The sequence below is a fragment of the Streptomyces sp. NPDC050732 genome (assembly GCF_040654255.1).
In the GTDB taxonomy this organism is placed as follows: Bacteria; Actinomycetota; Actinomycetes; order Streptomycetales; family Streptomycetaceae; genus Streptomyces.
Window position 1 is genome coordinate 71,410 of the sequence record NZ_JBFAHP010000034.1, and the last position, 25,395, is coordinate 96,804.

The window sequence follows — 25,395 nt, forward strand, 5'->3', positions numbered from 1 at the left end:
CGCACCCGTGTCCCCCATTCGCGGTAACGTGACGCGTGATGAACGCGAAGTCCGAGGCGCAGCCTCCAGCCGTATCCGTGATCATGCCGGTCCTCAACGAGGAGAGGCACCTGCGCGAGGCCGTGCACGCGATCCTGCAGCAGGAGTACGCGGGCGAGATGGAGGTCGTCGTCGCGCTCGGCCCCTCCACCGACCGCACGGACGAGATCGCCGCGGAGCTCGTCGCGGAGGATCCCCGGGTGCACACGGTCCCCAACCCGACGGGGCGCACGCCCGCGGCGCTCAACGCCGCGATCAAGGCCTCACGCCACCCGATCGTGGTACGCGTCGACGGCCACGCCGCGCTCTCCCCGGGCTACATCACGACGGCCGTCCGCCTCCTGGCGGAGACCGGCGCGATGAACGTCGGCGGCATCATGCACGCCGAGGGCCAGAACGACTGGGAGCACGCGGTCGCCGCCGCCATGACCTCGAAGATCGGCGTGGGCAACGCCGCCTTCCACACCGGCGGCGAGGCCCAGCAGGCCGAGACCGTCTATCTGGGCGTCTTCCGGCGCGAGGCCCTGGAGCAGCAGGGCGGGTACAACGAGGAGTTCATCCGCGCCCAGGACTGGGAGCTGAACTTCCGCATCCGCGAGGCCGGCGGCCTGATCTGGTTCTCGCCCGAGCTGAAGGTCTCGTACCGCCCACGCCCGAGCGTCAAGGCCCTCGCCAAGCAGTACAAGGACTACGGCCGCTGGCGCCACGTCGTCGCCCGCTACCACGAGGGCTCCATCAACCTCCGCTACCTCGCGCCGCCGACCGCGGTCTGCGCGATCGCCGCGGGCGTCGTCGTGGGCGCGGCCCTCACCCCGTGGGGCTTCGTCGTCCCCGGCGGCTACCTCGCGGCGATAGTCGCCGGCTCCGTCCCCGCAGGCAAGGGCCTGCCGCTGAAGGCGCGCCTGCGGATCCCGGTGGCGCTCGCGACCATGCACATGTCGTGGGGCTGGGGCTTCCTCACCAGCCCGCGCTCACTCGCCAAGAAGGTCATCGCCTCACGCCGCCCCGCCGTACTCGGAGGAACCCAGGCGGCCCAGGAGGCCTGAGACACCGCGTGGGGGCCCCGGCAGTGCGCCGGGGCCCCCACGTCTGTCCGTCCAGGGGCTACCAGGTGAAGGCCGGGTCCACCTTCATGCACGCCTTCTTGTCGGACCCGCTGAGGGCGTCCGCCGAGTCCGGCGTCGTGTCGTCCTTCTTCTTCGCCTTGGGCGGGGCGTCGCCCTCGCGCCAGTCGGCGCCGACGACCAGCGTCACCCCGGAGACGTCCGTCGACTTCTTCGCCGCGCTCAGCGGCAGCCCGAGCGACTTGGCGACCCGCTGGGCATCGCCCTCCAGCTCCTTGCTGGGGTAGCGGACGACCGTCTTCTCCTCGGCGAGCGCCGTCGCGGAGTCCGGTGTCGCCTTCGCGAAGCCCTTGCCGACGAGGAGCTGCGCCACCGTGCTCGCCCGGCCGCTGACCGGCGGCTCCACGTCGCTGCGGGTGCCGTTCTGGACCTGCACCGCGATCTTGTCGTCCGCGGCCGCCGGGTCGTCCGACGCCTTCTCCTTGGCCGGCTTCTTCGTGCCCTTGCCGTCCAGCGGGATGTCGTCGCGTACGAGGCGGAACAGCTGCTCGGCGTCGCCGGGCTTGGGGATGACGCGCGCGCCGACGTACTCGAACGGCATGGTGGTCATCGTCGTACGGCTCGGCGAGACCTTCTTGAGCTCGTTGCCGAGGTCGTACAGCTCCTTGATGTCGCCCAGGCCGTCGTCGACCTTGAGTGCCCTCGTCGCCTTGTCGGCGAGCCTGCGGAGCTTGTTCGGGCTGGTCAGACCGGTGTTCTCACGGAGCTTGCGGACCAGCGCGTTCATGTACATGTGCTGGGCCTTGGCCCGGCTGATGTCGGTGCCGCCCTCGAAGCCGTAGCGGGTGCGCAGCCACTGCAGGGCCTGCTCGCCCTTGATCTCCGTGGTGCCCTTCTTCAGCTTCAGGCCCGAGCCCTTGCCGCCGCTGGTGCGCGAGTGGATGTTCTTGTCCACGCAGACCGGCACGCCTCCGATGGCGTCCGCCATGGAGACCACACCCGAGAAGTCGACCATCATGAAGTGGTTGATGTGGATGTTGGTGAGCTTCTCCCAGGTGGCGACCGTGCAGCCGGGGCCGCCGCGGCCCAGGGACTCGTTCGTCATGTACCGCGGCCCGGTCTCCGGATAGACCTTGCCGTCGTCGGGGTCCGTGCACTTGGGGATCTGGAGCAGGGTGTCGCGCGGCATGCTGACCACGGACATGTTGCTGCGGTCGGCCGAGAGGTGCAGCAGCATCTGCACGTCCGCGAGCGGCGGCGAGCCGAAGGTGTCCTTGGCGCCGCCGAGCTTCTGGTTCGCCTTGGAGTCCCGCGCGTCCGACCCGATGAGCAGGATGTTCAGCGGCGTCTGACCGGCGGCGTTGGGCGTGGGCTCGGGGGCCCGGTGCTCGCCGAGGTTCAGGTCGTCCGTCTCTATGTTGCCGTTGAGGTACTGGTAGTAGAGGAATCCGGCGCCGGCCGTGCCGAGTATCAGTACGGAAAGGACCGTCGCCGACCAGCGCAGGACGCCGCGCTTGCGGCGCGGCGGACGCTCGCCGCCGCTCGCGCCGCGCCGGTGCCTGCCGTTGCCCTCCGGCGGCTCGCCGCCGTTCTCCGGAGTCCTCCCGGAGCGCGCCGCGCCGTCGCGCGCACCGCCGCTCCGGCCGCGATCACTCGCGTGCGGGGCACGCCGTCGCGCCCCCTCCTTACGCACGCTGTTCTGCCTCATCCCCAGCCCCTCCCCGCCCCGTTCCTGAACTGCGGTCGCTCCATGGCGCCTTGGCGCATTGTTAGACGCAGAACGACAGCTTCAGGTCACTCGGCACACACAGTCTTGTCCGCTTCGACCTTCTTCAGGTCCTTCGGCGCCTTCGTCGGTACGTCAATGGGCACCCCCGCGCCCTTGAAGTCGCCACCGAGTGTCAGCTTCATGGTCGGGAGACCCTGCGCGTTCTTCACGCTCTTGCCCGGCTTCAGGGCGCCGCCCGACAGACCCATGATGTCGGCGAGCCGGCGGGCCTGGTCGGCCTGGTCCGGCGCGTATTCGAGCGTCGTCTTCTTGATGACCGAAGGCGCGTTCCCCAGTTGGCTGGACTTGAGCACGCCCTCAGTGTTCTGCAGCCACGTGAGAGTTGTCTGAGCGGCGCCCGTCTTGCCGCTGCCGTTGTAGATGTCGACCCGCACGTCGGCGGCGTCGGCCTTGGGGCCCTTGAGGCGGGCGGCCACCGCGGCCTTCTCCTTCTTCTGCTTCTTCTTCACCGCGGTCAGCGACTCGTCGGCGCGCATCATCGCGAAGAGCTGCTCGGCCTTGCCCGGGGCGGGCACGACCGTGGCGTGGACCTTCTCGCCGGGGGTGTCGATGACCGGCACGGTGGTGAAGCTCAGGTTCTTCATGTCGAGCTTGCCGAGCTCCATGCCGAGGTTCTTGAGCTTCATGATGTCGGCGATCTTGGAGTCGACGGTGAGGGCCTCGGTGCCCGCCTCCGCGAGGCTGAACATCTTCTTCGGGTTGGAGAGGGTGTCGCTCGACTTGAGCTTGCGCATCAGCGAGCTGAGGAACTGCTGCTGCAGCTCGATCCGGCTCAAGTCGCCGCCGTTGCCCACGGAGTGGCGCGTGCGGACGTACGCGAGCGCTTCCTCGCCCTCGATCGTGTGCTTGCCCTTGGGCAGCTTCAGGTGCGACTTGGGGTCGTCGATGTCCTTGGCGAGACAGACCTCCACGCCGCCGACGGCGCTGGAGAGGGTCTTCACCGCGTTGAAGTCGGCCACCATGAAGTGGTCCACCTTGATCCCGGTGATCTTGGTGACCGTGCGCATGGTGCAGCTGGGCGTGCGGTCGTTCTGGCCGAGGCTCTCGTTGAAGCGGGCGTTCTGGCTGCCCGGGATGACCTTCTCGCTGCCGTCTTCCTGCTTCGTCGGGCAGTCCGGGATGTCGACGAGCATGTCGCGCGGGATGCTCAAGGCGGTCGCGTTCGTCCGGTCCTTGGAGACGTGCAGCAGGATCGTCGTGTCGGCGTGCCCGGCACTGCCCTCGTCGCCGTACCCCTTGTTGCCGCTGCCGCTGCGCTTGTCGGTGCCCATCACCAGGACGTTGATGGGCCGGTCCTTGCTGAAGCCGCCGGTGCCCGCGCCGTCATCGTCTATCGACGTGATGTTGTCGTTCAGGTGCTGGTAGTAGAGGTAGCCGCCGGTGCAGCCCGCGACGAGCAGGAAGGCCAGCGTGCCGCCCGTCCAGACCAGCACCTTCTTGCCCTTGGACTGGTTCCTGCCCTTGGACTTGCGCGGATTCTGCTTGCGCCGGCCACCGCCCCCCGGCTCCGGCTCCTTGACGCGCCGTCTGCGCTGCCCCGGCACTTCCCGGCGCTCGTCGCGCTCTCCCTGACGGGGGCGCTCACGCCCCGGCGCCGAGCGGCCGCGGCCGCCCTGGCGGGTTGACGAAGCACGGGGTTTCGGGACCGCCGACTGCCCTGCGGAAGGGCTCAGTCGCAGTTCGTAATCGCCGGTGTCCGGGTTGAGCACCCACTGGTCTGCGGGGTCGATGTTCTCTGCCCGCCCACGGCCTTGCGCGTCCACGGTTTTCTGCGTCCTCCGTCGGGGCCACGCGGCGCCTTTCCCCCCTCAAGAAGGCGCTCGGTCAGTCGTTCCAGCGGTGCGTGGCCGAGAGGCCCGGCGCACCGGATCGCTCACACTATCCGCCCAGTTCAGCGCCGAGCGACGCCGGTGACAAATTCCACTCCCCTACAACTGGGCAATCCGCCCTATTTCTTTGTGGCGCGCGGCCTTCCCTTGGGGATCGTTTTACTCACAGGTGGAGCGCGCGGCCGTGTTGCCCCGGAATGTCGGCGCGGGGGACGGCGTATGCGACGGGTCGTCCGGCTTCTGATCGCTCCAGTCCTCACCGGAGCCCCCGTACTCCTCCCCGTACTCCTCCTCGTAAGCCTCTTCTCCGGAGGAATCCTCTTGTGCCTGCCCTTCCTGCGGCTCCCGCTGCTCCTGCTGCTCCGGCCTTTCGCCCGTGCCGGGATCGGCGGGCCGGTGCGGGGCGACCTCGACCGGGGTGTCGTTGCGCAGCCGCGTGAAGAGCTGTTCGGCGGCGGGCTCGACGAGTTCGTCGCGGTTGGCGTCGTAGGCGTACGACTGCCGGGGGACGGTGAGGAACTGCACCCGTTCTGTGGGGATATTGCGCATCCCGCGCACCAGTTCGTACAAACCCCGCAGACTCGCGAGTGCGGGGTCGGTCGTCAGCGAAGAAGTCGCCGCGTCGAGAACCGGATAGAGCTTCGTCGGATTCAGCAGGACGTCATTGCTCTGCACCTTGTTGACGAGCGCGGCGAGGAACTCCTGCTGGCGGTCCATCCGCTCGGTGTCGCTGCCATTGCCGAGGCTCTTTCGGGCGCGTACGTAACCCAGCGCCTGTTCGCCGTCGAGCGTCCGCAGCCCCGGCGCGAGCTTCACGTGCGCGTCGCTGTCGTCGATAGGCGCTCTGAGGCAGACCTGTACACCGTCGACCGCGTCCACCATGTCCTTGAACCCGGCGAAGTCGACGACCATGTGGTGGTCGACGCGGATCGTGGTGAGCTTCTCGACGGTACGGATGGCGCAGGCCGTCCCGCCGACGGCGAACGCCAAGTTGAACTGGGCGAACCGGGGCTGCGACCGGGAGCCGTCCGCGCCGCGACAACCAGGGATCTCCACCATCAGATCGCGCGGGATCGACACGGCGGTCGCGCTCCGCCGGTCGGCGGCCAGGTGCAGCAGGATCGTGGTGTCCGAGCGCTGGGTGCCGGGGTCCCTGCCGTACTTGCTGTTGACCGGCCCCGCCCGGGTGTCGGAGCCGAGGAGCAGGATGTTCTGGGCGCCCCGCACCAGCGCGGTCGGACGCTCCTTCTCGAAGCGCGCCAGCTCGGCGGCCGCGTCCGTGTCCTTGGTGATGTTGCCGTTGAGCTTCTCGTACGCCACCCAGCCCACGCCGCCCGCACCGAGCACCAGGACCGCCACGCCGAGCGCGGTCCAACGCAGCCACCGGTGCCGGCGCCGGACGACCCCCACCCCACTGGGACTGGCCCCCACCCCCGGCCCGTACGTGCCCTCCGACGCCCCCGCCTCCCCGCCCCCTCCAGCCGGCGTCCCACCGCTCTCGGTCACGTGAACGTCCACCCCTCATGACTGCGTAGATGCATGGCCCGCACTACGACCATGACCCCCCAACCCCCGACCGGCCTCCGGACCCGCACCAGGCGTGCGCTGAATGGGGGACGGGAGGGGTGGGGTGGGGGGAGCTCAGGGGGGCGGGCCTGTGCCGCGTACGGCTGCGCCGGGGGGGGGTAGTTCAGGGGCGCGGGGAACTGCGCGACCAGCCACGACGCACCCGCACCGGAAAAGAGGTCCCTACGGCAGCTGGCGAGCGGAGGGGCCGGTCCCGGGGCGCGGGGCGGCGCCGCGTAGGCACGACCGGCAGGCGAACCGGCCCGCAGCGTGCGACGAGCCGGGGGGCATTTCAGGGGCGCGGGGAACTGCGCGACCAGCCACAACGAACCCGCACCCGAAAAGAGGGCCCTGCGGCAGCTGGCGAGCCGGGGGGCCGGTCCCGGGGGCGCGGGGCGGCGCCGCGTGGGCACGACCGGCAGGCGAACCGGCCTGCGGCGTGCGACGAGCCGGGGGGCATTTCAGGGGCGCGGGGAACTGCGCGACCAGCCACAGCGCACCCGCACCCGAAAAGAACCGCCCAAGGCCCCCGGCCAGTCACCGCACGGTGACCGTCACCCGCTCATCCGCCACCCGCTTCCGCAACCCCTCCTCAGAAACGTCCAGACGCCGGCACAACACCACAGACCCCCCCACCGCCAACGCCCCGTACAACCCCGCACTCAGCCCCTCCCACGAGTCGTACGGCAACCCGGAAAGAATCCGCTCCCCGGGCCCCAGCCCGAACCCCTCCGCGTCCACGCGGGCCCGCGCCACGACCTCCGCCCCCGTCAGCTCCGTCCCGCCGACGGCGAGCGCGACCTCGTCCGGATCCACCGGCGCGTACGGCGCGAACCGGTCCCCCTGCCCCGGCACCTCGACCGCGTAATCGGCGAAGCCATCCGGTGGCTGCGGAAAGCGCCCGCCGAGCGGCCGCAGCGCGAGCGCCACCCGCTCCCCGGAGCAGGCGCGCGCGGCGTCGAGCGAGTCGGGTCCGCTGACGACGAGGTCGGCCGACGCCGGGTCGCCGCCCACGTCCGCGACCACGCCCACCGACGAACAGGCGAGCAGCCACACGGCCGTCTGCCAGTGCGCGGGCAGCAGCAGGACGGCCCGGTCGCCGGGCTCGGCGGCGAGATCGCCCTGGAGCAGATTGGCGGTCTTGGCCACCCAATTGGCGAAGGTGGCCACGGACAATTCCACGCGTTCACCGGTGGCGTCGTCGTAGAAGGTGACTAGGGGGCGGCCCGGGTCCGAGGCGAGCGCGGATCGCAGCAGGTCGGCAGGGGTGCGGTCGTTGGCGTTCACGGGCGCAAGCGTACGCGGGCGCCCGCGCGCCCCCCGGCGTGGCGGGGGAGCGGGACCGCCGGATCACCCGCTCCGGGCCGACGGCCCGTCAGTTTCCCAATGGACAGATATGTGCCGTTATGTCAACGATCAGCTGTATGCGTGGACTTCTAGCTTCCTCGATCGGCGTCACGTGCGCGGCCGCCCTTGCCCTGCCCCTCACCCTGCCGGCGTCCGGCGCCAGAGCCGCGACCTCCGGCGTACCGTCGGCCGCCGGGCCGGCCGGTCCCGCCGCGGAGGCGATCCCCGGCACCACCCAGTCCCTCCCCCTCGCCCCGCTCGGCTCCGACCGTTCCCTCGGCCCGACCGGGGCCCAGGAGCAGGGCCTGGCCCGGCGCGACGTCCGCCCCTTCTCCCTGGTGGGCGTCGTCTGGAACGACCCTGACGTGGACCTGCACGGCACCGTCCAGGTCCGTACCCGCGCGGTCGGCACCACCACCTGGTCCGGCTGGCAGAGCGTCGAGACACACAACCACGAACACGCCGCCGACCCCGGCACCCCCGAACGCGGCTCCGGCGCGGTCCGCGGCTCGACCGCACCCCTGTGGGTCGGCGCCTCGGACGGCGTCGAGATCCGCGTACGAGCGGAACGGCCCGCTCCCACGAACCGCACCGACCCAGCACGCCCCGATACCGACCCAGCACGCCCCGATACCGACACCGCACGCCCCGATACCGACACCGCCCTCCCGGATACCGGCACCGGCACCGCACTGCCCCATGCGGACACCGCCACCGCACCCTCCCCGACCGGCCTGCTCCCCGAAGGGCTGCGCCTGGAACTCGTCGACCCCGGCGACGAGCCCCCGCCCCAGGGCGCCACCCAGGTCCTCGACGCGCCGCGGACCAGCGTCGTGTCCGCCGAGAGCGCCGCGGCCTCCGCCGTGAACGCCGACCTCGCACCCCTCGACGCCGCGGCCATCCCCGAACTGACGAAGCGGCAGACGGAGGACGACCTGATCGCCGCCCGCGGCGGCCCCGAGGCCGTCGGCAAGGCGCGCCCGTACGTCGGCCCGCGCCCGCGCATCATCACGCGCAAGGGCTGGGGCGCCAACGAGAAACTCCGCGAGAAGAACTTCGCGTACACGAAGACCGTGAAGGTCGCCTTCGTGCACCACAGCGCGTCCGGCAACCACTACCGCTGCTCCCAGGCCGGCTCCGTGCTGCGCTCCATCTACCGCTACCACGTCAAGAGCGGCGGCTGGCGTGACCTCGGCTACAACTTCGCGGTCGACAAGTGCGGAAACATCTACGAAGGACGTGCCGGAGGTGTGGCCAAGCCGGTCCTCGGGGCCCACACTCTCGGATTCAACAGCAACAGCACGGGCATCGCCGTCATCGGCTCGTACAGCACCGTCAACCCGCCGAAGGCGGCCGTGAAAGCCATCGCCCGGCTGACCGCGTGGAAGCTCGGCCTGTACGGCGGCAATCCGCGCGGCACCACATACCTGAAGTCGGGTGGGGGCAATCTGCACAAGAAAGGCAGGAAAGTCCGGCTCCGGGTGATCTCCGGACATCGGGACGGGTTCCGCACCGAGTGCCCCGGTAGACGCCTGTACCAGAAGCTCGGCACGGCCCGCTCCACCTCGGCCCGGCTCCAGGGCCGCTGAGCTCCGACGCACCCCGCGAACTGCACGAACTGCACGATCTGCACATCCGTCTGCATACACTGGCCGGCCGAAACCCAAGTTCGGCCGGCCCCAGCAGGAAGCAGAGACGACAGGTGACAGAAGCGATCCTCCTGGTCGGCGGCAAGGGAACCCGGCTGCGGCCCCTCACGGTGCACACCCCCAAGCCGATGGTCCCGGCAGCAGGCGTCCCGTTCCTCACCCACCAGCTGGCGCGGGCCCGCGCGGCGGGCGTGGACCACATCGTCCTCGCCACCTCCTACCTCGCCGAGGTCTTCGAGCCGTACTTCGGGGACGGCTCGGCGCTCGGCCTCCACATCGAGTACGTCACGGAGACCGAACCCCTCGGCACCGGCGGCGCCATCCGCAACGTCGCCTCACGCCTGCACTCGGACCCCGAAGAACCGGTCCTCATCTTCAACGGCGACATCCTCACCGGCCTCGACATCCGCGCCCTCGTCGCCACCCACGAGGAGTCCGGCGCCGACGTCTCCCTGCACCTCACGAAGGTCGACGACCCGCGCGCCTACGGCCTGGTCCCGACCGACCCGTCGGGCAGGGTCACCGCCTTCCTGGAGAAGCCGCAGACCCCCGAGGAGATCGTCACCGACCAGATCAACGCGGGCGCGTACGTGTTCCGCCGCTCGGTCATCGACACGATCCCCGCCGGGCGCCCCGTCTCCGTCGAACGTGAGACCTTCCCCGGCCTCCTCGCCTCCGGCGCCCACCTCCAGGGCATGGTCGACTCGACGTACTGGCTGGACCTCGGCACACCCCAGGCGTTCGTACGCGGCTCGGCCGACCTGGTCCTCGGCCGCGCCCCCTCCCCGGCGGTCCCCGGCCGCTGCGGCGACCGCCTGGTCCTGCCCACCGCCACCGTCGCCCCCGACGCGAAGCTCACCGGCGGCACAGTGGTCGGCGAGAACGCGAGCGTCGGCGAGGGCGCCCGGATCTCCGGCAGCACGATCCTCGCCGGCGCGGTCGTCGAACCCGGCGCGGTCGTCACGGACTCCCTGATCGGCGCGGGCGCGCGGATCGGCGCCCGCTCGGTGCTCTCGGGAACGGTGATCGGCGACGGAGCGACCGTCGGCGCCGACAACGAACTGCGCGAAGGCGTCCGCGTCTGGTGCGGGGCCACGCTCCCGGCGGGCGCGGTCCGCTTCTCCTCGGACCAGTAGAGCGCTACCGGGCCGAATCCGGCCCGCCGTCCCCTACCCTCATACAGATGTCGTCCCGTTTCGCCCCGCGCCCCACCCGCACCACCGTGCGCGGCGGCGAAACGCCGACACCCGGCGGTGTCCCGAGCCCTGCGGTGCCCTCGCACACCCGCACCTGGCGGCCGCCGTACCCCCTGGACCTGGGCCTCACCCTCGGCCCGCTGCGCCGCGGCCCGGCGGACCCCACCTTCCGTACGACCCCCGACGGCTCGGTCTGGCGCGCCAGCCGCACGCCGCAGGGCGCCGGCACCCTCAGGGTCGCCCTGCGCTCCGGCTCCGTGGAGGCGGAGGCCTGGGGGCCGGGCGCGACCTGGCTCCTCGACCGGCTGCCCGCGATGCTGGGCGCGTCGGACGACCCCGGCGCGTTCGTCCCGCGCCACCGCCTGATCGCCGCGGCGGTCCACCGGCGGCCCGGCCTGCGGCTGACCCGTACGGGACTGGTCATGGAATCCCTGATCCCGTCGATCCTGGAACAGAAGATCACGACGGACGAGGCCTACCGCGCCTGGCGCCTCCTGGTCCGCAAGTACGGCGAGCCCGCGCCCGGCCCCACCCCCGCGCAGGCCCGCATGCACGTGATGCCGGAGCCGCGCACCTGGGCCCTGATCCCCTCCTGGGAGTGGCACAAGGCGGGCGTGGACAACAAGCGGGCCTCCACGATCCTGCGTGCGGTGTCCTGCGCGGCCCGCCTGGAAGAGGCGTCAGCCATGGACCCGCCACAGGCCCAGGCCCGCCTGGAACTGATCCCGGGCATCGGCCCCTGGACCTCGGCGGAAACCGTCCAGCGCAGCAACGGCGCCCCCGACGCGGTCACGGTCGGCGACGTCCACCTCCCGGGCATCGTCGGCTACGCCCTGGCCGACAACCGCGACGCCACCGACCCCGAGATGCTCGCGCTCCTCACCCCTTACGAGGGCCAACGCCACCGAGCCACCCGCCTCATCTACCTCACCGGCCACACCCCACCCCGCAGGGCCCCCCGCATGCGCAAAACAAACATCGCAGCCTGGTAACCACCCCTTAGCGCCCCCTCAGAGGCACGAGAAACTGCCTTCAGGGGCGCGGGGAACTGCGCAAAAAACCCGACGACCGGCACCCGACAACGCTCCGGGGGGGCCACCTTCAGGGGCGCGGGGAACTGCGCAAAAAAACCCACGACCCGCACCCGAAAGCGCCCCGGGAGGACCCACCCTCAGGGGCGCGGGGAACTGCGCAAAACACCCGCCCCCACCCCCGCACGTCCCCTACCGAACAACAACAAAGTCCTCCACGACCCGCTCCCCCCGCGCCCCCGGCGCCCCCACAGGATGCCCCACAGCAACCGCCCCCATCGGGTCCCAAGACCCCGGCAGCCCAAGCACCTCCCGCACGACGTCCCGGCAGAACATGGTCGACGAAACCCACGCCGACCCCAGCCGCTCCCCGGCCAGTGCGACCAGGAAGTTCTGCACTCCGGCCCCCGCCGCGACCACGAACATCTCGCGCTCGGCGGCATCCCGCCGCGCGTCCCCGTACGTATGGGAGCCGTCCATCACCAGGCAGGGCACCACCAGATAGGGCGCCCGGCGCAGGACGTCCCCGCGCCGCACCCGCTTCGCGATGGACTCCTCCGACTTGCCGTCCCGCCGCAGATCCGCGATCCACGCGTCCCGCATCGCGTCGAGCAGCTCGATCCGCGACGCGGCGGACTCCAGGAGGACGAACCGCCAGGGCGTCGTGTGGTGCGGCGCCGGCGCGGTGACCGCCGCGGCGACGGCCCGCCGCACGGCACCGGGGTCGACCTCGTCGTCCGTGAACTCCCGCACGGTCCGCCGCTGCGTCACCGCTTCCCGCACCGCCTCGGACGTCCCGAGCCGGAACATGTCGTCCCGCGCGGCCCGCACCAAGGCCCGGGCCCCTTCGTCCACGGAGCCCTCCGCGGAGGGCTCCACACCGCCGCCCACCACATGCGGCAGCCCCCGCACCACGGCGACGGGCAGCCCGGCCGCCTTGCCCTTGACGAGGTCTCCCGCCGCGGCGAGCTCGTCCGCCGTGGCGACGACGGTCGCGCTCAGCGGATTGCCGTACGCGTCCTCACCGCCCCGCAGGTCGTCGAGGACCCGCACTCCGGCGGCCCCGATGGCGACGTCGGTGAGCCCGGCCCGCCAGGGCCGCCCGAAGGTGTCGGTGACGATGACGCCGACGTCCACTCCCAGCGCGCCCCGCAGCCCTTCCCGTACGGCACGGGCCGAGGCGTCGGGGTCGGTCGGCAGCAGCAGCACGGTCCCGGCCGGGGTGTTGGACGCGTCGACACCGGCTGCGGCCATCACGAGCCCCTGCCGGTTCTCGACGATGCGCAGGGGCCCGCGCCGCGCCACGACCCGCACGGTCTCCTCGTCGATGGCCGCCTCACGGTCGGCCGCCTCGACGATCCGCCCCTCCGCCTTGCTGACGATCTTGGAGGTGACCAGGACGACGTCCCCGTCGGCGAGCGTCGGCTCGGCGGCCGCGATGAGCTTGGCGAGGTCGTCGCCCTCGCGCACCTCGGGCAGTCCGGGGACGGCCCACACCCGGTAGGACGGTGCCGTCACGCGCGTACCTCCGAAGCCAGGGCGAGGGCCTCGCGGGCCATCTGCGCGGCGGCGTCGATGTCGCTCATCATCAGCGGAACGGCGCGGCACCGGATGCCGGCGCTCTCCACCCGGTCCACCGCTCCCGCGTCGACGGTGTCGACGAGCCAGCCGTCGAGCAGTCCGCTGCCGTAGTGCTCGGCGACGGCGGCGGCGCTGGTCTCCACGCCGACGGCGGCGAGCACCTTGTCGGCCATGCCCCGCACGGGGGAGTCGCCGACGATGGGGGAGAGGCCGACGACCGGCACGCCCGCGTCGGCGATGGCCTCGCGGATGCCCGGCACGGCGAGGATGGTCCCGACGCTCACGACGGGGTTGGACGGCGGGAAGAGCACGACGTCGGCCTCGGCGATGGCCGCCAGGACGCCGGGCGCGGGCTTGGCCTGCTCGGCGCCGACGGGCACCACGGCGTGCGCGTCCACGGAGGCGCGCAGCCGGACCCAGTACTCCTGGAAGTGCACGGCCTTCTGCTCGCCGTCGATCGTGACGGCGACGTGCGTCTCGATGCGGTCGTCGGACATGGGGATGAGCCGCACTCCGGGCTGCCACCGCTCGCACAGCGCCTCGGTGACGGCGCTGAGCGGATATCCGGCGCCGAGCATCTGCGTCCGCACGATGTGTGTGGCGAAGTCCCGGTCGCCGAGGCCGAACCACTCGGGTCCGACCCCGTACGCCGCGAGTTCTTCCTTGACCTTGAACGTCTCGTCCGTACGCCCCCAGCCCTGTTCTTCGTTGATGCCGCCGCCGAGGGTGTACATCACGGTGTCGAGGTCGGGGCAGACCTTCAGTCCGAACAGGTGAATGTCGTCACCGGTGTTGCCGATGACCGTGATGTCCGCGTCGGGCGCGGCCTTCTTGAGCCCGCGGAGGAATCGGGCGCCGCCGATGCCGCCGGCCAGAACCACAATGCGCATGGCCCCCAGCATGTCAGGCGGGTACGACACCGCGTCAGGCGGTTACGACATCCTCCGCGGCGTCCGGGGCGACGGAGGCGGCGCACCGGGCGGCGTGCATCGGCATCTCGGTGAGGCCGGGGTAGTAGATGTGCAGGCTGACGGCCGGTTCCAGGGAGTCGTTGACGACCTCGTGGACGTACCCCGGGGCGAAGACGCGCTGGGCGCCAGCGCCGAGCGCCCTGGTGCCCCGCTCCGTGCGCTCGGTCAGCTCACCCTCAAGGAGGGTGAGCACACCGGAGGAACGCCCGTGGTCGTGCAGGCCGCTGCCCTGTCCGGGCACCCAGGAGAGCAGCCACACCTCGTAGCCGGGCCCGGTGCGCAGGCGGTGGTACCAGCGGCTGGTGGCGTCGTACTGGACGAGGTGGGCCCACTGGGAGCGGTCGGCGGCGATGGTGCGGGCGAGGCCGACGAACTCGGCCACGGTGGCGGGGTGCTCGCGGGCGGGCTGCAGGAGGTGCGGGACTTCGAGGATGTCGCCGGCGATCTGGAGGTCGCTGTCGCTGTTCATGGTGCGGTGGTTCCTCAACGTAAGAGTGCTGGGGTGTCGCGAAGGAGGGTGCGCCTCTGCGTACGAGCGAGGCACGGCATGCAAACGAGGTGCGGCAGGCAAAGAGACGTGCGGCTCAACAGCTGGATGGGCTCAACAGCTGGAGCAGGAACAGCGACAGCGCGCGTGGGCAGCACCGATGGAACCGCAGGTGCGGGTCATCGAAAGAGCCAGGTTCGCGAGCATGCCCACCAGAAGAGCGGCTCACACCTATAGCTGTCAACTCGATGTCCAGTATGTGGGCTATGTTTCACCTCATCCGGTTGTTCTGTCAGGCGAAAGGTTTGTGCAGCCGACCCTCCGGACACATGGCGCAGCAACCGGCACTCAAACATCGACGTCCTCCCTGATGTGACCCGAGCGAGACCTGACTGAGATCGCGTTTCGGGGGAACTCGTTGGCGGGGCGCCGGACGGGTCATCGAGGGTGTCATGGTTTATGCCGATTTGAACACTTTCCGCATACCCTTGGTTCCGCAGAGTGAATAAGGGGCCCAATAGCAGATCTCGGCTTGACTGGCCCGGATCGGCGCACTTGTAATTTCACTCGTGTCGTTCATCCGAAACCGGTGACGGCCGCACCACGGGGACGCACAGACAGACGAGGGGCGCACATGACCGAGCTGGTTCAGGAACTGCTGGTCGAGGACGCGGACGAAGAACTCGGCTGGCAGGAGCGCGCACTGTGCGCCCAGACCGACCCCGAGTCCTTCTTCCCCGAGAAGGGCGGCTCCACGCGCGAGGCCAAGAAGGTCTGCCTCGCCTGTGAAGTCCGCTCGGAATGCCTTGAGTACGCACTTGCGAACGACGAACGTTTCGGCATCTGGGGCGGCTTGTCCGAGCGAGAACGCCGCAGACTGAAGAAGGCCGCGGTCTGAGCGCCACGCTCACCCCGCGTGCCGACGACCGATTCGCCACACATCTCCCTCGAACAAAGCGCGACGAACGGCCCGTCACCCGTGGGTTATCCACAGGCGGCGGGCCGTTCCGGTGCCAGCCGTTAGTGTGGGGCCCCGTCCGAGACGACCCGGCGCCCCAGCGGGGCGCGGGCGTCCACCGCAGTCCAGCGAACCGGGGCCCGTACCTCGATGTCCGTGCACAGCCATTCGGCAGCCCACGACGCTGCCACCGGGTTCGACCCGACCCGCCCGCCCGAGTTCCCGCGGCATGTCGTGACCGCCGTCCTCGTCTCCCACGACGGCGCCCGCTGGCTGCCCGACGCCCTGGCGGGGCTGCTCGGCCAGGAGCGGCCCGTGCAGAGCGCCGTCGCCGCCGACACCGGCAGCGCGGACGACTCCGCCCAACTGGTCACCGAGGCCCTCGGCGCCGACCGCGTGCTGCACCTCGCCCGCCGCTCCGGCTTCGGCACCGCCGTCGACGAGGCCGTCCGCACCGCCGCGGTCCTCACCCCCGAAGAGCTGCCCTATCTGAAGCGCCCCAGCGGCTGGGACCCGGTGAGCCGGAGCTGGCGCGACGACGCGTACGACCTGCCCGACCTGCCGCACGGCGAGCCCGTGCAGTGGCTCTGGCTGCTGCACGACGACTGCGCGCCCGAGCCCGACGCCCTCGCCGAACTGCTCCGCGTCGTGGAGAACGAAAGAGAGCTCGGCAAGGACGTCGCCGTCGTCGGCCCCAAGCTCCGCGGCTGGTACGACCGCAGGCAGCTCCTCGAAGTCGGCGTCTCCATCGCCAACAGCGGCCGCCGCTGGACCGGCCTCGACCGGCGCGAGCAGGACCAGGGCCAGCACGACCACGTGCGGCCCGTCCTCTCCGTGTCCACCGCGGGCATGCTGATCCGCCGCGACGTCTACGAACAGCTCGGCGGCTTCGACCGCCGGCTGCCCCTCATGCGCGACGACGTCGACCTGTGCTGGCGCGCGCACGCCGCGGGCCACCGCGTCCTCGTCGCCCCCGACGCCGTCGTCCGGCACGCCGAGGCCTCCTCCCGCGAGCGCCGCACCGTCGACTGCGTCGGCCGCACGGCGACCTCGCCGCACCGCGTGGACAAGGCCGGCGCCACCTACACCCTGCTCGTCAACGCCCGCTCGGCCGTGCTGCCCTGGGTGCTCTTCCGCATCGTCGTCGGCACGCTCGTGCGCACCTTCGCGTACCTCGTCGGCAAGGCCCCGGGACAGGCCATCGACGAGGTCGCGGGCCTCCTCGCCACGCTGCTGCGGCCCGGCCGGATCCTCGGCGCCCGCAAGCAGCGCGGCAAGCCGCTGCCCGACGCCGGCGAGATGCGGCCCCTCTTCCCACCGCCGGGCGCCACCGTGCGGGCCACCTTCGAACAGGCCGCGGGCAGTCTCGTCGGCCGCACCGAAGCCGACGCCCCGGCCGGCGCCGGACGGCACGGAGCCGTCGAGTCCGGACCCGGCGGCGACGACGCCGACTTCCTGGAGGTCGAGCAGTTCGCCCGCCTCAAGCGCATCGCCCGCAAACCGGGACCGATCCTCTTCGTAGTACTCCTCTTCGCGTCGCTCATCGCCTGCCGCGCCCTGCTCGGCACCGGTGCGCTCGCGGGCGGCGCGCTGCTGCCCGCACCCTCCGACTCCTCGGACCTGTGGGCGCGTTACACGGACGCCTGGCACCCTGTCGGCACCGGCGGCACCCAGGGCGCCCCGCCCTATGTGGCGCTCGTCGCGAGCCTGTCCACCCTCTTCTTCGGCTCCACCGGGCTCGCGGTCACCGTGCTGCTCGTCGGCTCCGTCCCCCTGGCCGGCTTCGCCGCGTACTTCGCCTCGCGCCCGCTCGTCACCTCGCGGCTGCTCCGCGCGTGGGCGTCGATCGCGTACGCCTTCCTGCCCGCCACCACCGGCGCCCTCGCAGGCGGCCGCGTGGGCACCGCCGTCCTCGCCGTCCTGCTGCCGCTCATCGCGCGCGCGGGCATCGCGGCGAGCGGCCTCGCCAACCCGCGGGGCGCCCGCGGCACCTGGCGCGCCACCTGGGCGTACACCCTGCTCCTGACCCTCGCCACGGCCTTCACGCCGATCGTCTGGCCGATCGCCCTGGTGCTCGGCCTCGCCCTGCTCGCGGTGCGCCGCGGCGACATCGCGGCGTACGGACCGCGCTTCCTCGCCGCACTCGGCACCCCGCTGCTCGTCCTCGCGCCCTGGTCCCTCTCGCTGCTGCCCTTCGGCTTCTTCCAGGAAGCGGGCCTGGAGTTCGGCACCGGCTCCGCCACCGCCCTCGACCTGCTCGGCGCCAGCCCCGGCGGCCCCGGCACCGTGCACGGCCTGCTGCTCATCGGCATCGTCCTCGCCGCGCTCGGCGCCCTGCTGCGCGGCGAGCGGCAGCTCGCGGTCCGCACCGCCTGGGCCGTCGCCCTGGTCTCCCTGGTCTTCGCCGTCCTGTCGAACGGCTCGGCGTGGGCAGGACCGGCCACCCTCGGCTACGGCATCGCGCTCCTGGCCGCCGCCGCGCTCGGCGCCGACGGGGCACGCGCGCGTGTCGCCGAACAGAGCTTCGGCTGGCGCCAGCCGGTCGCCGCGCTCATCGCGTTCGCCGCGGCCGCCGGGCCGCTGCTCGTCGCCGCGGGATGGATGATCGGCGGCGCCGACGGCCCGCTGGAGCGGCGCGATCCGGTGCAGGTGCCCGCGTTCGTCGCGGAGGAGAGCGGCACCGAGGACCAGGCCCGCACCCTCGTCCTCGGCAGCGACTCCGCCGCCCATGTCTCCTACACGCTCGTACGGGGATCGGGCGCCCGGCTCGGCGACGCGGAACTCGCCGCGGCGGCCCCCGACGACGAGCGGCTCGACAAGATCGTCGCCCGGCTGATCGCGGGCTCCGGCGCCGACCAGGCCGACCAGCTCGGCGGCTTCGCCGTCCGGTACGTCCTCGTACGCGACGGAGCGCCCCGCCAGATGAGCCGCACCCTGGACGCCACCCCTGGCCTGACCCGGCTCAGCCAGGAGGACGGCAGCGCCCTGTGGCGCGTGGACCGGCAGGTGGCACGCGCCGCCGTCATCCACAAGACCGGCGACCCCGAGCCCGTCGCGGCAGGACCCGTCGAGCTCCACACGAAGATCGAGTCCGGGGACGCGGGCCGCGTCCTGCGCCTCGCCGACTCCGCCGACCCGGGCTGGACGGCGACCCTCGACGGCCACCCGCTGCCCCGCACCACCGTCGACGGCTGGGCCCAGGGCTTCGAACTGCCCACCGCGGGCGGCCACCTGGACGTCACCTTCGACGCCCCGCTGAGCCACACGGCCTGGCGGTGGGCGCAGGGCGCGCTCGCCGTCGTCCTCGTGGTGCTCGCCCTGCCCGGCCGCCGCCGCGACGTCGACGACGACCTCCCCGAGGAGCCCGTCGTCCCGGCCCAGGCCGTCGAGGGCGAGGGCCGCAGGGCGCGCAGGCTGCGGGCCCAGAGCGAACAGGCCGCACAAGAGGCCGGCCAGGACGTACCGCCTCCTCCTTCGGAGGAGGCCTACGCCGCGGTCCCGCACCAGCAGTCGCAGCCCTACGAGGAGTACGGCAGCGGGCAGTACCAGGGCGAGCAGTACCCGGGCGGGCAGTACCCGGCCGGCGCGCCGTACGAGCAGCCGGCGTACCAGGCGGACGCCTATCAGGGCGGCCAGTACGACCCGTACGCGTCCTACGGAGGCGCGGGCGGTGTCTCCGGCGGTGTCTATGGAGGCGACCAGCAGTACGGACAGTCGTACGACACCTCGTACGGCACGCCGCACGACGCCTCGTACGACCAGCAGCAGCCCCCCATGCCGCCGCCGCCCCCGCGCCCGCCCCACGGCCACGGCCACGGCACCGACAGTGAGCGCCCCGACGGGAGCCAGCAGTGAACCGCACCACCCAGTCCCTCATCGCCGTGGTCGTCGCCCTGGGTGCCGTCACCGGGTTCGCCGCGTTCGGCGGGACGGACGGCACGGACGACGCCGGGGCGAAGGCCGCCGCACGGCTCCCCGTCGAGCGCACCAGCCTGCTCTGCCCGGTGCCCAGCTCCTCCGACCTCGCCGAGACCTCGTACACCGCCTTCACACCGAAGGCGAGCGGCGCCGCGGCCACGGGCAAGGCGGAACTGCTGCCCGTGAGCAAGGCGTTGACCGACGCGGCCAAGGAGAACGACAAGAAGGCCAAGCCCTTCCTCACCCAGAAGACGCCGGGCGAGCCGGTCGCGGGCGAGGCGTCGGGCGCCGAGGCGCCCGCCCTCATCGGCACGGCCGACGGCGGGCTCGCCCCCGGCTGGACCGTGCAGCAGACCACGACGTACGCGGCGGGCAGCGGCCGCGGCATGCACGGCACCCACTGCACCGCGCCCGACACCGACTTCTGGTTCCCCGGCGCGAGCACCGCCAAGGACCGCAGCGACTACATCCACCTGACGAACCCGGACGACTCCGCCGCCGTCATCGACGTCGAGCTGTTCGGCCCGGACGGCGAGGTCACGTCCGCGGTCGGCGACTCGATCCAGGTCCAGCCGCACTCCAGCGTCCCGGTGCTGCTCTCCACGCTCGCCGACAAGGCGTATCCGAACCTCACCATGCACGTGATCGCGCGCAGCGGCCGGGTCGCGGCCGCCGTGCAGTCCTCCGACGAGAAGCTGGGCGGCGACTGGCTGGCCGCGTCCACCGACCCGGCGGACAGCCTCGTCCTGCCGGGCATCCCGAAGGACGCCACCTCGGTGCGCCTGGTCGCCTACGCACCCGGCGCGCGGGACGCGGACCTGAAGGTCCAGCTGGCCTCCCCGAACGGCACACTCACCCCGGCCGGGAACGAGAACCTGCACGTCAAGTCCGGCATGACGGCCGCCGTCGACCTCGGCGACGTCACCAAGGGCGAGGCCGGCTCGCTGCTCCTGTCGCCGACCGACACACCGGTCCCCGTGGTGGCGGCGCTGCGGGTGACCCGCGGCAAGGGCAGCAAGCAGGAGACGGCGTTCATCCCTGCGACGGGCGAGGTGGGCACGCGCGCGACGGTCGCAGGCAACGGCGCCAAGGACGCCACGCTCTCGCTGGTCGCGCCGGAGAAGTCGGCGAAGGTGAAGGTCACGGCGTCGGCAGGCACCGAGGGCGGCTCCCCGGTGACGAAGACGTACACGGTCAAGGGCGGCACGACCCTGGAGATCGCGGACCCGCCGAGGCCCGACGGGCTCAAGGGTGCCTACGCGCTCACGGTGGAGCCGGTGTCCGGCGGCCCGGTCCACGCGGCGCGGACGCTGTCACAGCCGGAGGGCGGCCTCCCCATGTTCACCGTCCAGACGCTGCCGGACGACCGGGGGACGGTGGCGGTGCCGAGGGCAGAGCGGGACCTGGCGGTGCTTCAGAAGTGAGGGGTCAGTCCTCGTCCCCGTAGCGCGGGTCCACCGACTCCGGGGACATGCCGAGCAGCTCCGCGACCTGCTCGACGACCACCTCGTGCACGAGGTGCGCGCGTTCGTCGCGTCCCTTGGTGCGGATCTCCACGGGACGGCGGTAGATGACGACGCGGGCGGGCCGCCCCTCGGACGCCGTGATCGTGCCGCCCAAGGGAACCACCTCGTCCTGCCACTCGACGCCCGCCCGGCCCAGGGGCGGCACCTCAAGCACCATGAACTCGATCTCCGTGAGCTGCGGCCAGCGCCGCTCAAGACGCTCCACGGAGTCCTGCACGAGATCGGTGAAGGCCTCGCCGCGGCTGGCGGACAGCGGCACCTGAGGCGGCGCCACGGGGCCGCGCATGCCTCGGCCGTGGCGGTCGCGGCGGCGCGGCCTCGGGTCTGCGGAGCGGGGCTCTACGGGGTCGTCCATCACTGACGAAGAGTAGTCCCCGAGATCGCCCTTTCCATGGGGGGCACGACATGTTCCATGTGGGGCACGACATGTCGCTTCCTGACCGTTCCGGGCACGGTTGGACTCAATTCCGTATCTCTCCTGGACCGTCGAACTCGCGCCAAATGACGTGATCCGCGCCATGTGATGACCGGATCCAGCACCACGCGCCCCTGTGGCCACTGGCGTCCACGCAGGTCAACGACGTGCGCGTCCGGGGCGCCGACGCATCGCCCCGGACACGACACGGTGGAGTGACCTCATGGAGAGTCGTCGCGGCCCGCTCAAGAGTGCGGTACCGTCCAACATCGTGAGCCCTGTACGTCGCTGTTCGCGCACCGCTTGCGGCCGTTCCGCCGTCGCGACGCTGACGTACGTCTACGCCGACTCGACCGCGGTCCTCGGCCCCCTCGCCACCTACGCCGAACCCCACTGCTACGACCTGTGCGCCGAGCACTCCGAGCGCCTCACCGCACCCCGCGGCTGGGACGTCGTCCGGCTCGCCGACGCCTCGGGTCCGGCCCGCCCCTCCGGCGACGACCTCGAAGCCCTCGCCAACGCCGTGCGCGAGGCGGCCCGCCCGCAGGAGCGCGCGGCCGAGGCCGGCGGCGGCGCCCGCCGGGACCCCATGGAGGTCGCACGCCGCGGCCACCTCAGGGTGCTGCGCTCACCGGACTCCTGAACCGCCTACCGCGCGAGTTCACGGCCCGCCACAGCCCGTCGGCACGCCCGTCGCCCCGGAAGCCCCCTTCACCGGATCTTCGCCGTCCGGCACGTTGACGCACGTTCACCCAGGCCCTGACGATTTCGCCACCCCACAGCCGGGAGGCGTCCTGTGTTCGTGCAGCAACTGGAGCCCGTCGCCGACTCGCTCGGCCTGTCCGCACTCGTCGCGACCCTGCCCCTCCTGACCGTCCTCGTCCTCCTCGGCGCCGTCCGCATGAAAGCGCACCGGGCAGGGCTCATCGGCCTCGCCGTCGCCGTCCTGGTCGCCTGGCTCGCGTACGGCATGCCGCTCGGCCAGACCGCCTCCAGCGCCGCGCAAGGGGCACTCTTCGGGCTCTTCCCCATCCTGTGGATCGTCGTCAACGCCCTGTGGGTGTACCGCATGACGGTCCGCACCCGGCACTTCGACATCCTGCGCCGCTCCTTCGGCAGGCTCTCCGACGACCCCCGCATCCAGGCCCTCGTCGTCGCCTTCTGCTTCGGGGCGCTCCTGGAGGCACTAGCCGGCTTCGGGGCGCCGGTCGCGATCAGCGCGGTCATGCTCGTCGCCCTCGGCTTCGACCCGGTGCGCGCCGCGGTCGTCGCCCTCGTCGCCAACACCGCACCCGTCGCCTTCGGCGCCATGGGCACCCCCGTCCTGACACTGGCCCAGGTGACGGGCCTGCCGCTGGACACCGTCGCCACGGTCGTCGGCCGCCAGACACCCCTGCTCGCCCTCGTCGTGCCGCTGCTCCTCGTGGCGCTCGTGGACGGGCGCCGCGGGCTGCGCGAGACCTGGGTGCCCGCCCTCGCCTGCGGACTCGCCTTCGCCGTCGCGCAGTTCGCCGCGTCCAACTACGTCTCCGCGCAACTCGCCGACATCGGAGCGGCACTGGCGGGCGCGGGCGCGCTCATGGCCGTCCCGCACGCGCGCAGGCCCGCCCCCGAACCCGTCCGCGCCGCGGTCCTCACCGGCGCGCGCAGCGAAGACCTCGACCACGACGACCCGCGCCCCGAAGTGCTGCGCGCCTACGCCCCGTACGCCCTCATCGTCGCCATCTTCTCCGTCGCCCAGATCCCGGCCGTCAAGGACCTCCTCGCGAAGGCGACCCGCACCTTCGACTGGCCCTTCCTGAACGTCGGCGACCCCTCCGGAGACCCGGTCGGCGGCAACGTCTTCTCGCTGCCGCTCGTGGCGACCGGCGGCACGCTCGTGCTGCTCGCCGGCGTGGGCACCGCGGCGGTCATCGGGGTGCACGCGCGCGTGGCGGTGCGCGAATGGGCCGCCACCGTCCACGAACTGCGCTTCGCGATCCTCACCGTGACCGCCGTCCTCGCGCTCGCCTACGTCATGAACCTCTCCGGCCAGGCCGCCACGATCGGGCACTACGTAGCCGCCGCCGGCGCGGGACTCGCCTTCCTGTCACCGGTGCTCGGCTGGTTCGGCGTCGCGGTGACCGGCTCCGACACCTCGGCCAACGCCCTCTTCGGCGCCCTCCAGGTGACGGCCGCCCAGCAGTCGGGCCTGTCGCCGGAACTCCTCGCGGCCGCCAACAGCTCCGGAGGCGTCCTCGGCAAGATGATCTCCCCGCAGAACCTGACGATCGCGTGCGCCGCCGTCGGACTCGCGGGCAAGGAGGGCGACCTGCTGCGCAAGGTGCTGCCCTGGAGCCTCGGCCTGCTCCTCGTCATGTGCCTGATCGTCGTCGGACAGAGCACCGCGGTACTCGGCTGGATGCTGCCGTGAGCCCGCTCGGACGCCACCGCGGTGCGGCTGTGGCCGAGGCCCGGCCTGCTGTCGGTCCCAGCGGGTAGTTTTGTGGTGCGCGGAGGGCTCTCCGTCCTCGCTGAACTCGCAGAACCTGCAGAGAGGGTTGGCCGTGACTGCTGATCTGTCCCAGATCGTGAAGGCGTACGACGTCCGCGGGGTGGTCCCGGACCAGTGGGACGAGTCGCTCGCCGAGCTGTTCGGGGCGGCTTTCGCCAAGGTCACGGAGGCGGACGCGATCGTGGTCGGACACGACATGCGCCCCTCGTCGCCCGGCCTCTCGCGCGCCTTCGCGCGGGGCGCCGCCGCCCTCGGCGTGGACGTGACACAGATCGGCCTGTGCTCGACGGACCAGCTGTACTACGCGTCGGGCGCCCTCGACCTGCCGGGCGCGATGTTCACCGCGTCGCACAACCCCGCCCAGTACAACGGCATCAAGATGTGCCGCGCCGGCGCCGCCCCCGTCGGCCAGGACACCGGCCTCGCCGACATCCGCGCCCTCGTGGAGCGCTGGAGCGAGTCCGGCGCCCCTGAGAGCGCCGCGACCCCCGGCACCCTCACCGAGCGCGACACCCTCACCGACTACGCCGCCCACCTCCGCGGCCTCGTCGACCTCACCGCCATCCGCCCCCTCAAGGTCGTCGTCGACGCGGGCAACGGCATGGGCGGGCACACGGTCCCCACCGTCTTCGAGGGCCTGCCCCTGGAGCTGGTGCCGATGTACTTCGAGCTCGACGGCACCTTCCCCAACCACGAGGCCAACCCCCTGGACCCGGCCAACATCGTGGACCTGCAGAAGCGGGTGCGCGAAGAGGGAGCCGACCTCGGCATCGCCTTCGACGGCGACGCCGACCGCTGCTTCGTCGTCGACGAGAACGGCGCCCCGGTCTCCCCGTCGGCCATCACCGCCCTGGTCGCCTCCCGCGAGCTGGCCAAGCACGGCGGCAAGGGCACCGTCATCCACAACCTCATCACCTCCTGGTCGGTCCCGGAGGTCGTGAAGGAGAACGGCGGCACGCCCGTGCGCACACGCGTGGGCCACTCCTTCATCAAGGCCGAGATGGCGCGGACCGGCGCGATCTTCGGCGGCGAGCACTCCGCGCACTACTACTTCAAGGACTTCTGGAACGCGGACACGGGCATGCTCGCCGCCCTCCACGTCCTCGCGGCCCTCGGCGGCCAGGACGGCCCGCTCTCCGCCCTCGTCGCCCAGTACGACCGGTACGCGGGCTCCGGAGAGATCAACTCCACGGTCGACGACCAGACCGCCCGCCTCGCCGCGATCAAGACGGCGTACGAAGGCAAGGACGGCATCACCCTCGACGAGCTGGACGGCCTCACCGTCACCGCCGCCGACTGGTGGTTCAACGTACGCGCGTCGAACACGGAACCCCTCCTGCGGTTGAACGTCGAGGCACGCGACGAGACGACCATGGCCAAGGCGCGCGACGAGGCCCTCGCCATCATCCGCGGCTGACCTCCGCACCCGCGGACAACCGGCCGCCGCGGGAAGGTCGCGGCAGCCCGGCCGCGACCTTCCCGCACCCCCACGCACCGTCCCGCACGGAGGTAGGCTGACCAGGCCGCATCCCGTG

The 25,395-nt window shown here is 72.1% G+C and carries 18 protein-coding genes; 10 read left to right on the forward strand and 8 right to left on the reverse strand.

The window, feature by feature from the left end; all coding sequences use genetic code 11:
• Nucleotides 1–38: 38 nt before the first annotated feature.
• On the forward strand, nt 39–1,085 hold the full coding sequence (locus tag AB0H82_RS27890; RefSeq protein WP_362997408.1) for a glycosyltransferase family 2 protein: 1,047 nt from the start codon (nt 39–41) through the stop codon (nt 1,083–1,085).
• 58 nt (nt 1,086–1,143) lie between these two features.
• Here AB0H82_RS27890 and AB0H82_RS27895 read toward each other — a convergent pair whose 3' ends face one another.
• The 4 genes from AB0H82_RS27895 to AB0H82_RS27910 form a co-directional block, all read right to left on the reverse strand.
• On the reverse strand, nt 1,144–2,811 hold the full coding sequence (locus AB0H82_RS27895; RefSeq protein WP_362997410.1) for an LCP family protein: 1,668 nt from the start codon (nt 2,809–2,811) through the stop codon (nt 1,144–1,146).
• 86 nt (nt 2,812–2,897) lie between these two features.
• Nucleotides 2,898–4,655 (reverse strand): LCP family protein, encoded by a 1,758-nt coding sequence (locus tag AB0H82_RS27900; RefSeq protein ID WP_362997412.1) that lies wholly within the window; start codon nt 4,653–4,655, stop codon nt 2,898–2,900.
• Between the two features lie 225 nt (nt 4,656–4,880).
• On the reverse strand, nt 4,881–6,152 hold the full coding sequence (locus AB0H82_RS27905) for an LCP family protein (RefSeq protein WP_362997414.1): 1,272 nt from the start codon (nt 6,150–6,152) through the stop codon (nt 4,881–4,883).
• A gap of 672 nt (nt 6,153–6,824) precedes the next feature.
• Complete coding sequence (locus AB0H82_RS27910; protein WP_362997416.1) at nt 6,825–7,574, reverse strand: TIGR03089 family protein; 750 nt, start codon at nt 7,572–7,574, stop codon at nt 6,825–6,827.
• Between the two features lie 137 nt (nt 7,575–7,711).
• Between AB0H82_RS27910 and AB0H82_RS27915 the strand changes: the two genes are divergently transcribed.
• The 3 genes from AB0H82_RS27915 (at nt 7,712) to AB0H82_RS27925 (ending at nt 11,471) form a co-directional block, all read left to right on the forward strand.
• Entirely contained in the window at nt 7,712–9,223 is a 1,512-nt protein-coding gene (locus AB0H82_RS27915; protein WP_362997418.1) for a peptidoglycan recognition protein, read from the forward strand.
• Between the two features lie 113 nt (nt 9,224–9,336).
• Nucleotides 9,337–10,419, forward strand: coding sequence for an NDP-sugar synthase (locus AB0H82_RS27920; protein ID WP_362997420.1), 1,083 nt, complete (start codon nt 9,337–9,339; stop codon nt 10,417–10,419).
• Between the two features lie 47 nt (nt 10,420–10,466).
• Nucleotides 10,467–11,471 (forward strand): DNA-3-methyladenine glycosylase 2 family protein, encoded by a 1,005-nt coding sequence (locus tag AB0H82_RS27925; protein WP_362997422.1) that lies wholly within the window; start codon nt 10,467–10,469, stop codon nt 11,469–11,471.
• Nucleotides 11,472–11,702: 231 nt separating this feature from the next.
• Here AB0H82_RS27925 and AB0H82_RS27930 read toward each other — a convergent pair whose 3' ends face one another.
• From AB0H82_RS27930 to AB0H82_RS27940, 3 genes are read right to left on the reverse strand one after another with little or no spacing between them, the layout of a single operon-like run.
• The gene (locus tag AB0H82_RS27930) at nt 11,703–13,028 is read right to left on the reverse strand and encodes a coenzyme F420-0:L-glutamate ligase (protein WP_362997424.1); all 1,326 of its coding nucleotides are present in this window, start codon (nt 13,026–13,028) and stop codon (nt 11,703–11,705) included.
• Nucleotides 13,025–13,981, reverse strand: coding sequence for a 2-phospho-L-lactate transferase (gene cofD, locus AB0H82_RS27935; protein ID WP_362997426.1), 957 nt, complete (start codon nt 13,979–13,981; stop codon nt 13,025–13,027). The genes AB0H82_RS27930 and cofD overlap by 4 nt, the downstream gene beginning before the upstream one ends.
• 34 nt (nt 13,982–14,015) lie before the next feature.
• Nucleotides 14,016–14,531 carry a cysteine dioxygenase family protein gene (locus AB0H82_RS27940; RefSeq protein WP_362997428.1) on the reverse strand — a complete coding sequence of 172 codons (516 nt, stop codon included), beginning with the start codon at nt 14,529–14,531 and terminating at the stop codon, nt 14,016–14,018.
• Nucleotides 14,532–15,183: 652 nt separating this feature from the next.
• On the opposite strand from AB0H82_RS27940, the gene AB0H82_RS27945 reads away from it, so the two are divergent.
• From AB0H82_RS27945 to AB0H82_RS27955, 3 genes are all read left to right on the forward strand, one after another.
• On the forward strand, nt 15,184–15,447 hold the full coding sequence (locus tag AB0H82_RS27945) for a WhiB family transcriptional regulator (RefSeq protein ID WP_016642094.1): 264 nt from the start codon (nt 15,184–15,186) through the stop codon (nt 15,445–15,447).
• 210 nt (nt 15,448–15,657) lie between these two features.
• Entirely contained in the window at nt 15,658–19,362 is a 3,705-nt protein-coding gene (locus tag AB0H82_RS27950) for a glycosyltransferase (RefSeq protein ID WP_362997431.1), read from the forward strand.
• Nucleotides 19,359–20,849, forward strand: a complete 1,491-nt coding sequence (locus AB0H82_RS27955; protein WP_362997433.1) for a DUF5719 family protein — start codon at nt 19,359–19,361, stop codon at nt 20,847–20,849. Before AB0H82_RS27950 ends, AB0H82_RS27955 begins: the two co-directional genes overlap by 4 nt.
• Nucleotides 20,850–20,853: 4 nt before the next feature.
• Here AB0H82_RS27955 and AB0H82_RS27960 read toward each other — a convergent pair whose 3' ends face one another.
• Nucleotides 20,854–21,306 (reverse strand): metallopeptidase family protein, encoded by a 453-nt coding sequence (locus tag AB0H82_RS27960; RefSeq protein WP_362997435.1) that lies wholly within the window; start codon nt 21,304–21,306, stop codon nt 20,854–20,856.
• Between the two features lie 283 nt (nt 21,307–21,589).
• Here AB0H82_RS27960 and AB0H82_RS27965 point away from each other — a divergent pair, with 283 nt between their 5' ends.
• The 3 genes from AB0H82_RS27965 (at nt 21,590) to AB0H82_RS27975 (ending at nt 25,277) form a co-directional block, all read left to right on the forward strand.
• The gene (locus tag AB0H82_RS27965; protein ID WP_362997437.1) at nt 21,590–22,009 is read left to right on the forward strand and encodes a DUF3499 domain-containing protein; all 420 of its coding nucleotides are present in this window, start codon (nt 21,590–21,592) and stop codon (nt 22,007–22,009) included.
• 153 nt (nt 22,010–22,162) lie between these two features.
• Nucleotides 22,163–23,779: an L-lactate permease gene (locus AB0H82_RS27970; protein ID WP_362997439.1), complete on the forward strand. Its 1,617-nt coding sequence runs from the start codon at nt 22,163–22,165 to the stop codon at nt 23,777–23,779.
• A 133-nt stretch (nt 23,780–23,912) separates the two neighbouring features.
• The gene (locus AB0H82_RS27975) at nt 23,913–25,277 is read left to right on the forward strand and encodes a phosphomannomutase/phosphoglucomutase (protein WP_362997441.1); all 1,365 of its coding nucleotides are present in this window, start codon (nt 23,913–23,915) and stop codon (nt 25,275–25,277) included.
• Nucleotides 25,278–25,395 lie beyond the last annotated feature (118 nt).

What these genes read in the sequence shown, in the direction of transcription:
- AB0H82_RS27890 (WP_362997408.1), top strand. Translation starts at nt 39, where the DNA reads ATGAACGCGAAGTCCGAGGCGCAGCCTCCAGCCGTATCCGTGATCATG.
- AB0H82_RS27895 (WP_362997410.1), bottom strand. Translation starts at nt 2,811, where the DNA reads ATGAGGCAGAACAGCGTGCGTAAGGAGGGGGCGCGACGGCGTGCCCCG.
- AB0H82_RS27915 (WP_362997418.1), top strand. Translation starts at nt 7,712, where the DNA reads ATGCGTGGACTTCTAGCTTCCTCGATCGGCGTCACGTGCGCGGCCGCC.
- AB0H82_RS27925 (WP_362997422.1), top strand. Translation starts at nt 10,467, where the DNA reads ATGTCGTCCCGTTTCGCCCCGCGCCCCACCCGCACCACCGTGCGCGGC.
- cofD (WP_362997426.1), bottom strand. Translation starts at nt 13,981, where the DNA reads ATGCGCATTGTGGTTCTGGCCGGCGGCATCGGCGGCGCCCGATTCCTC.
- AB0H82_RS27940 (WP_362997428.1), bottom strand. Translation starts at nt 14,531, where the DNA reads ATGAACAGCGACAGCGACCTCCAGATCGCCGGCGACATCCTCGAAGTC.
- AB0H82_RS27945 (WP_016642094.1), top strand. Translation starts at nt 15,184, where the DNA reads ATGACCGAGCTGGTTCAGGAACTGCTGGTCGAGGACGCGGACGAAGAA.
- AB0H82_RS27950 (WP_362997431.1), top strand. Translation starts at nt 15,658, where the DNA reads ATGTCCGTGCACAGCCATTCGGCAGCCCACGACGCTGCCACCGGGTTC.
- AB0H82_RS27960 (WP_362997435.1), bottom strand. Translation starts at nt 21,306, where the DNA reads ATGGACGACCCCGTAGAGCCCCGCTCCGCAGACCCGAGGCCGCGCCGC.
- AB0H82_RS27965 (WP_362997437.1), top strand. Translation starts at nt 21,590, where the DNA reads ATGGAGAGTCGTCGCGGCCCGCTCAAGAGTGCGGTACCGTCCAACATC.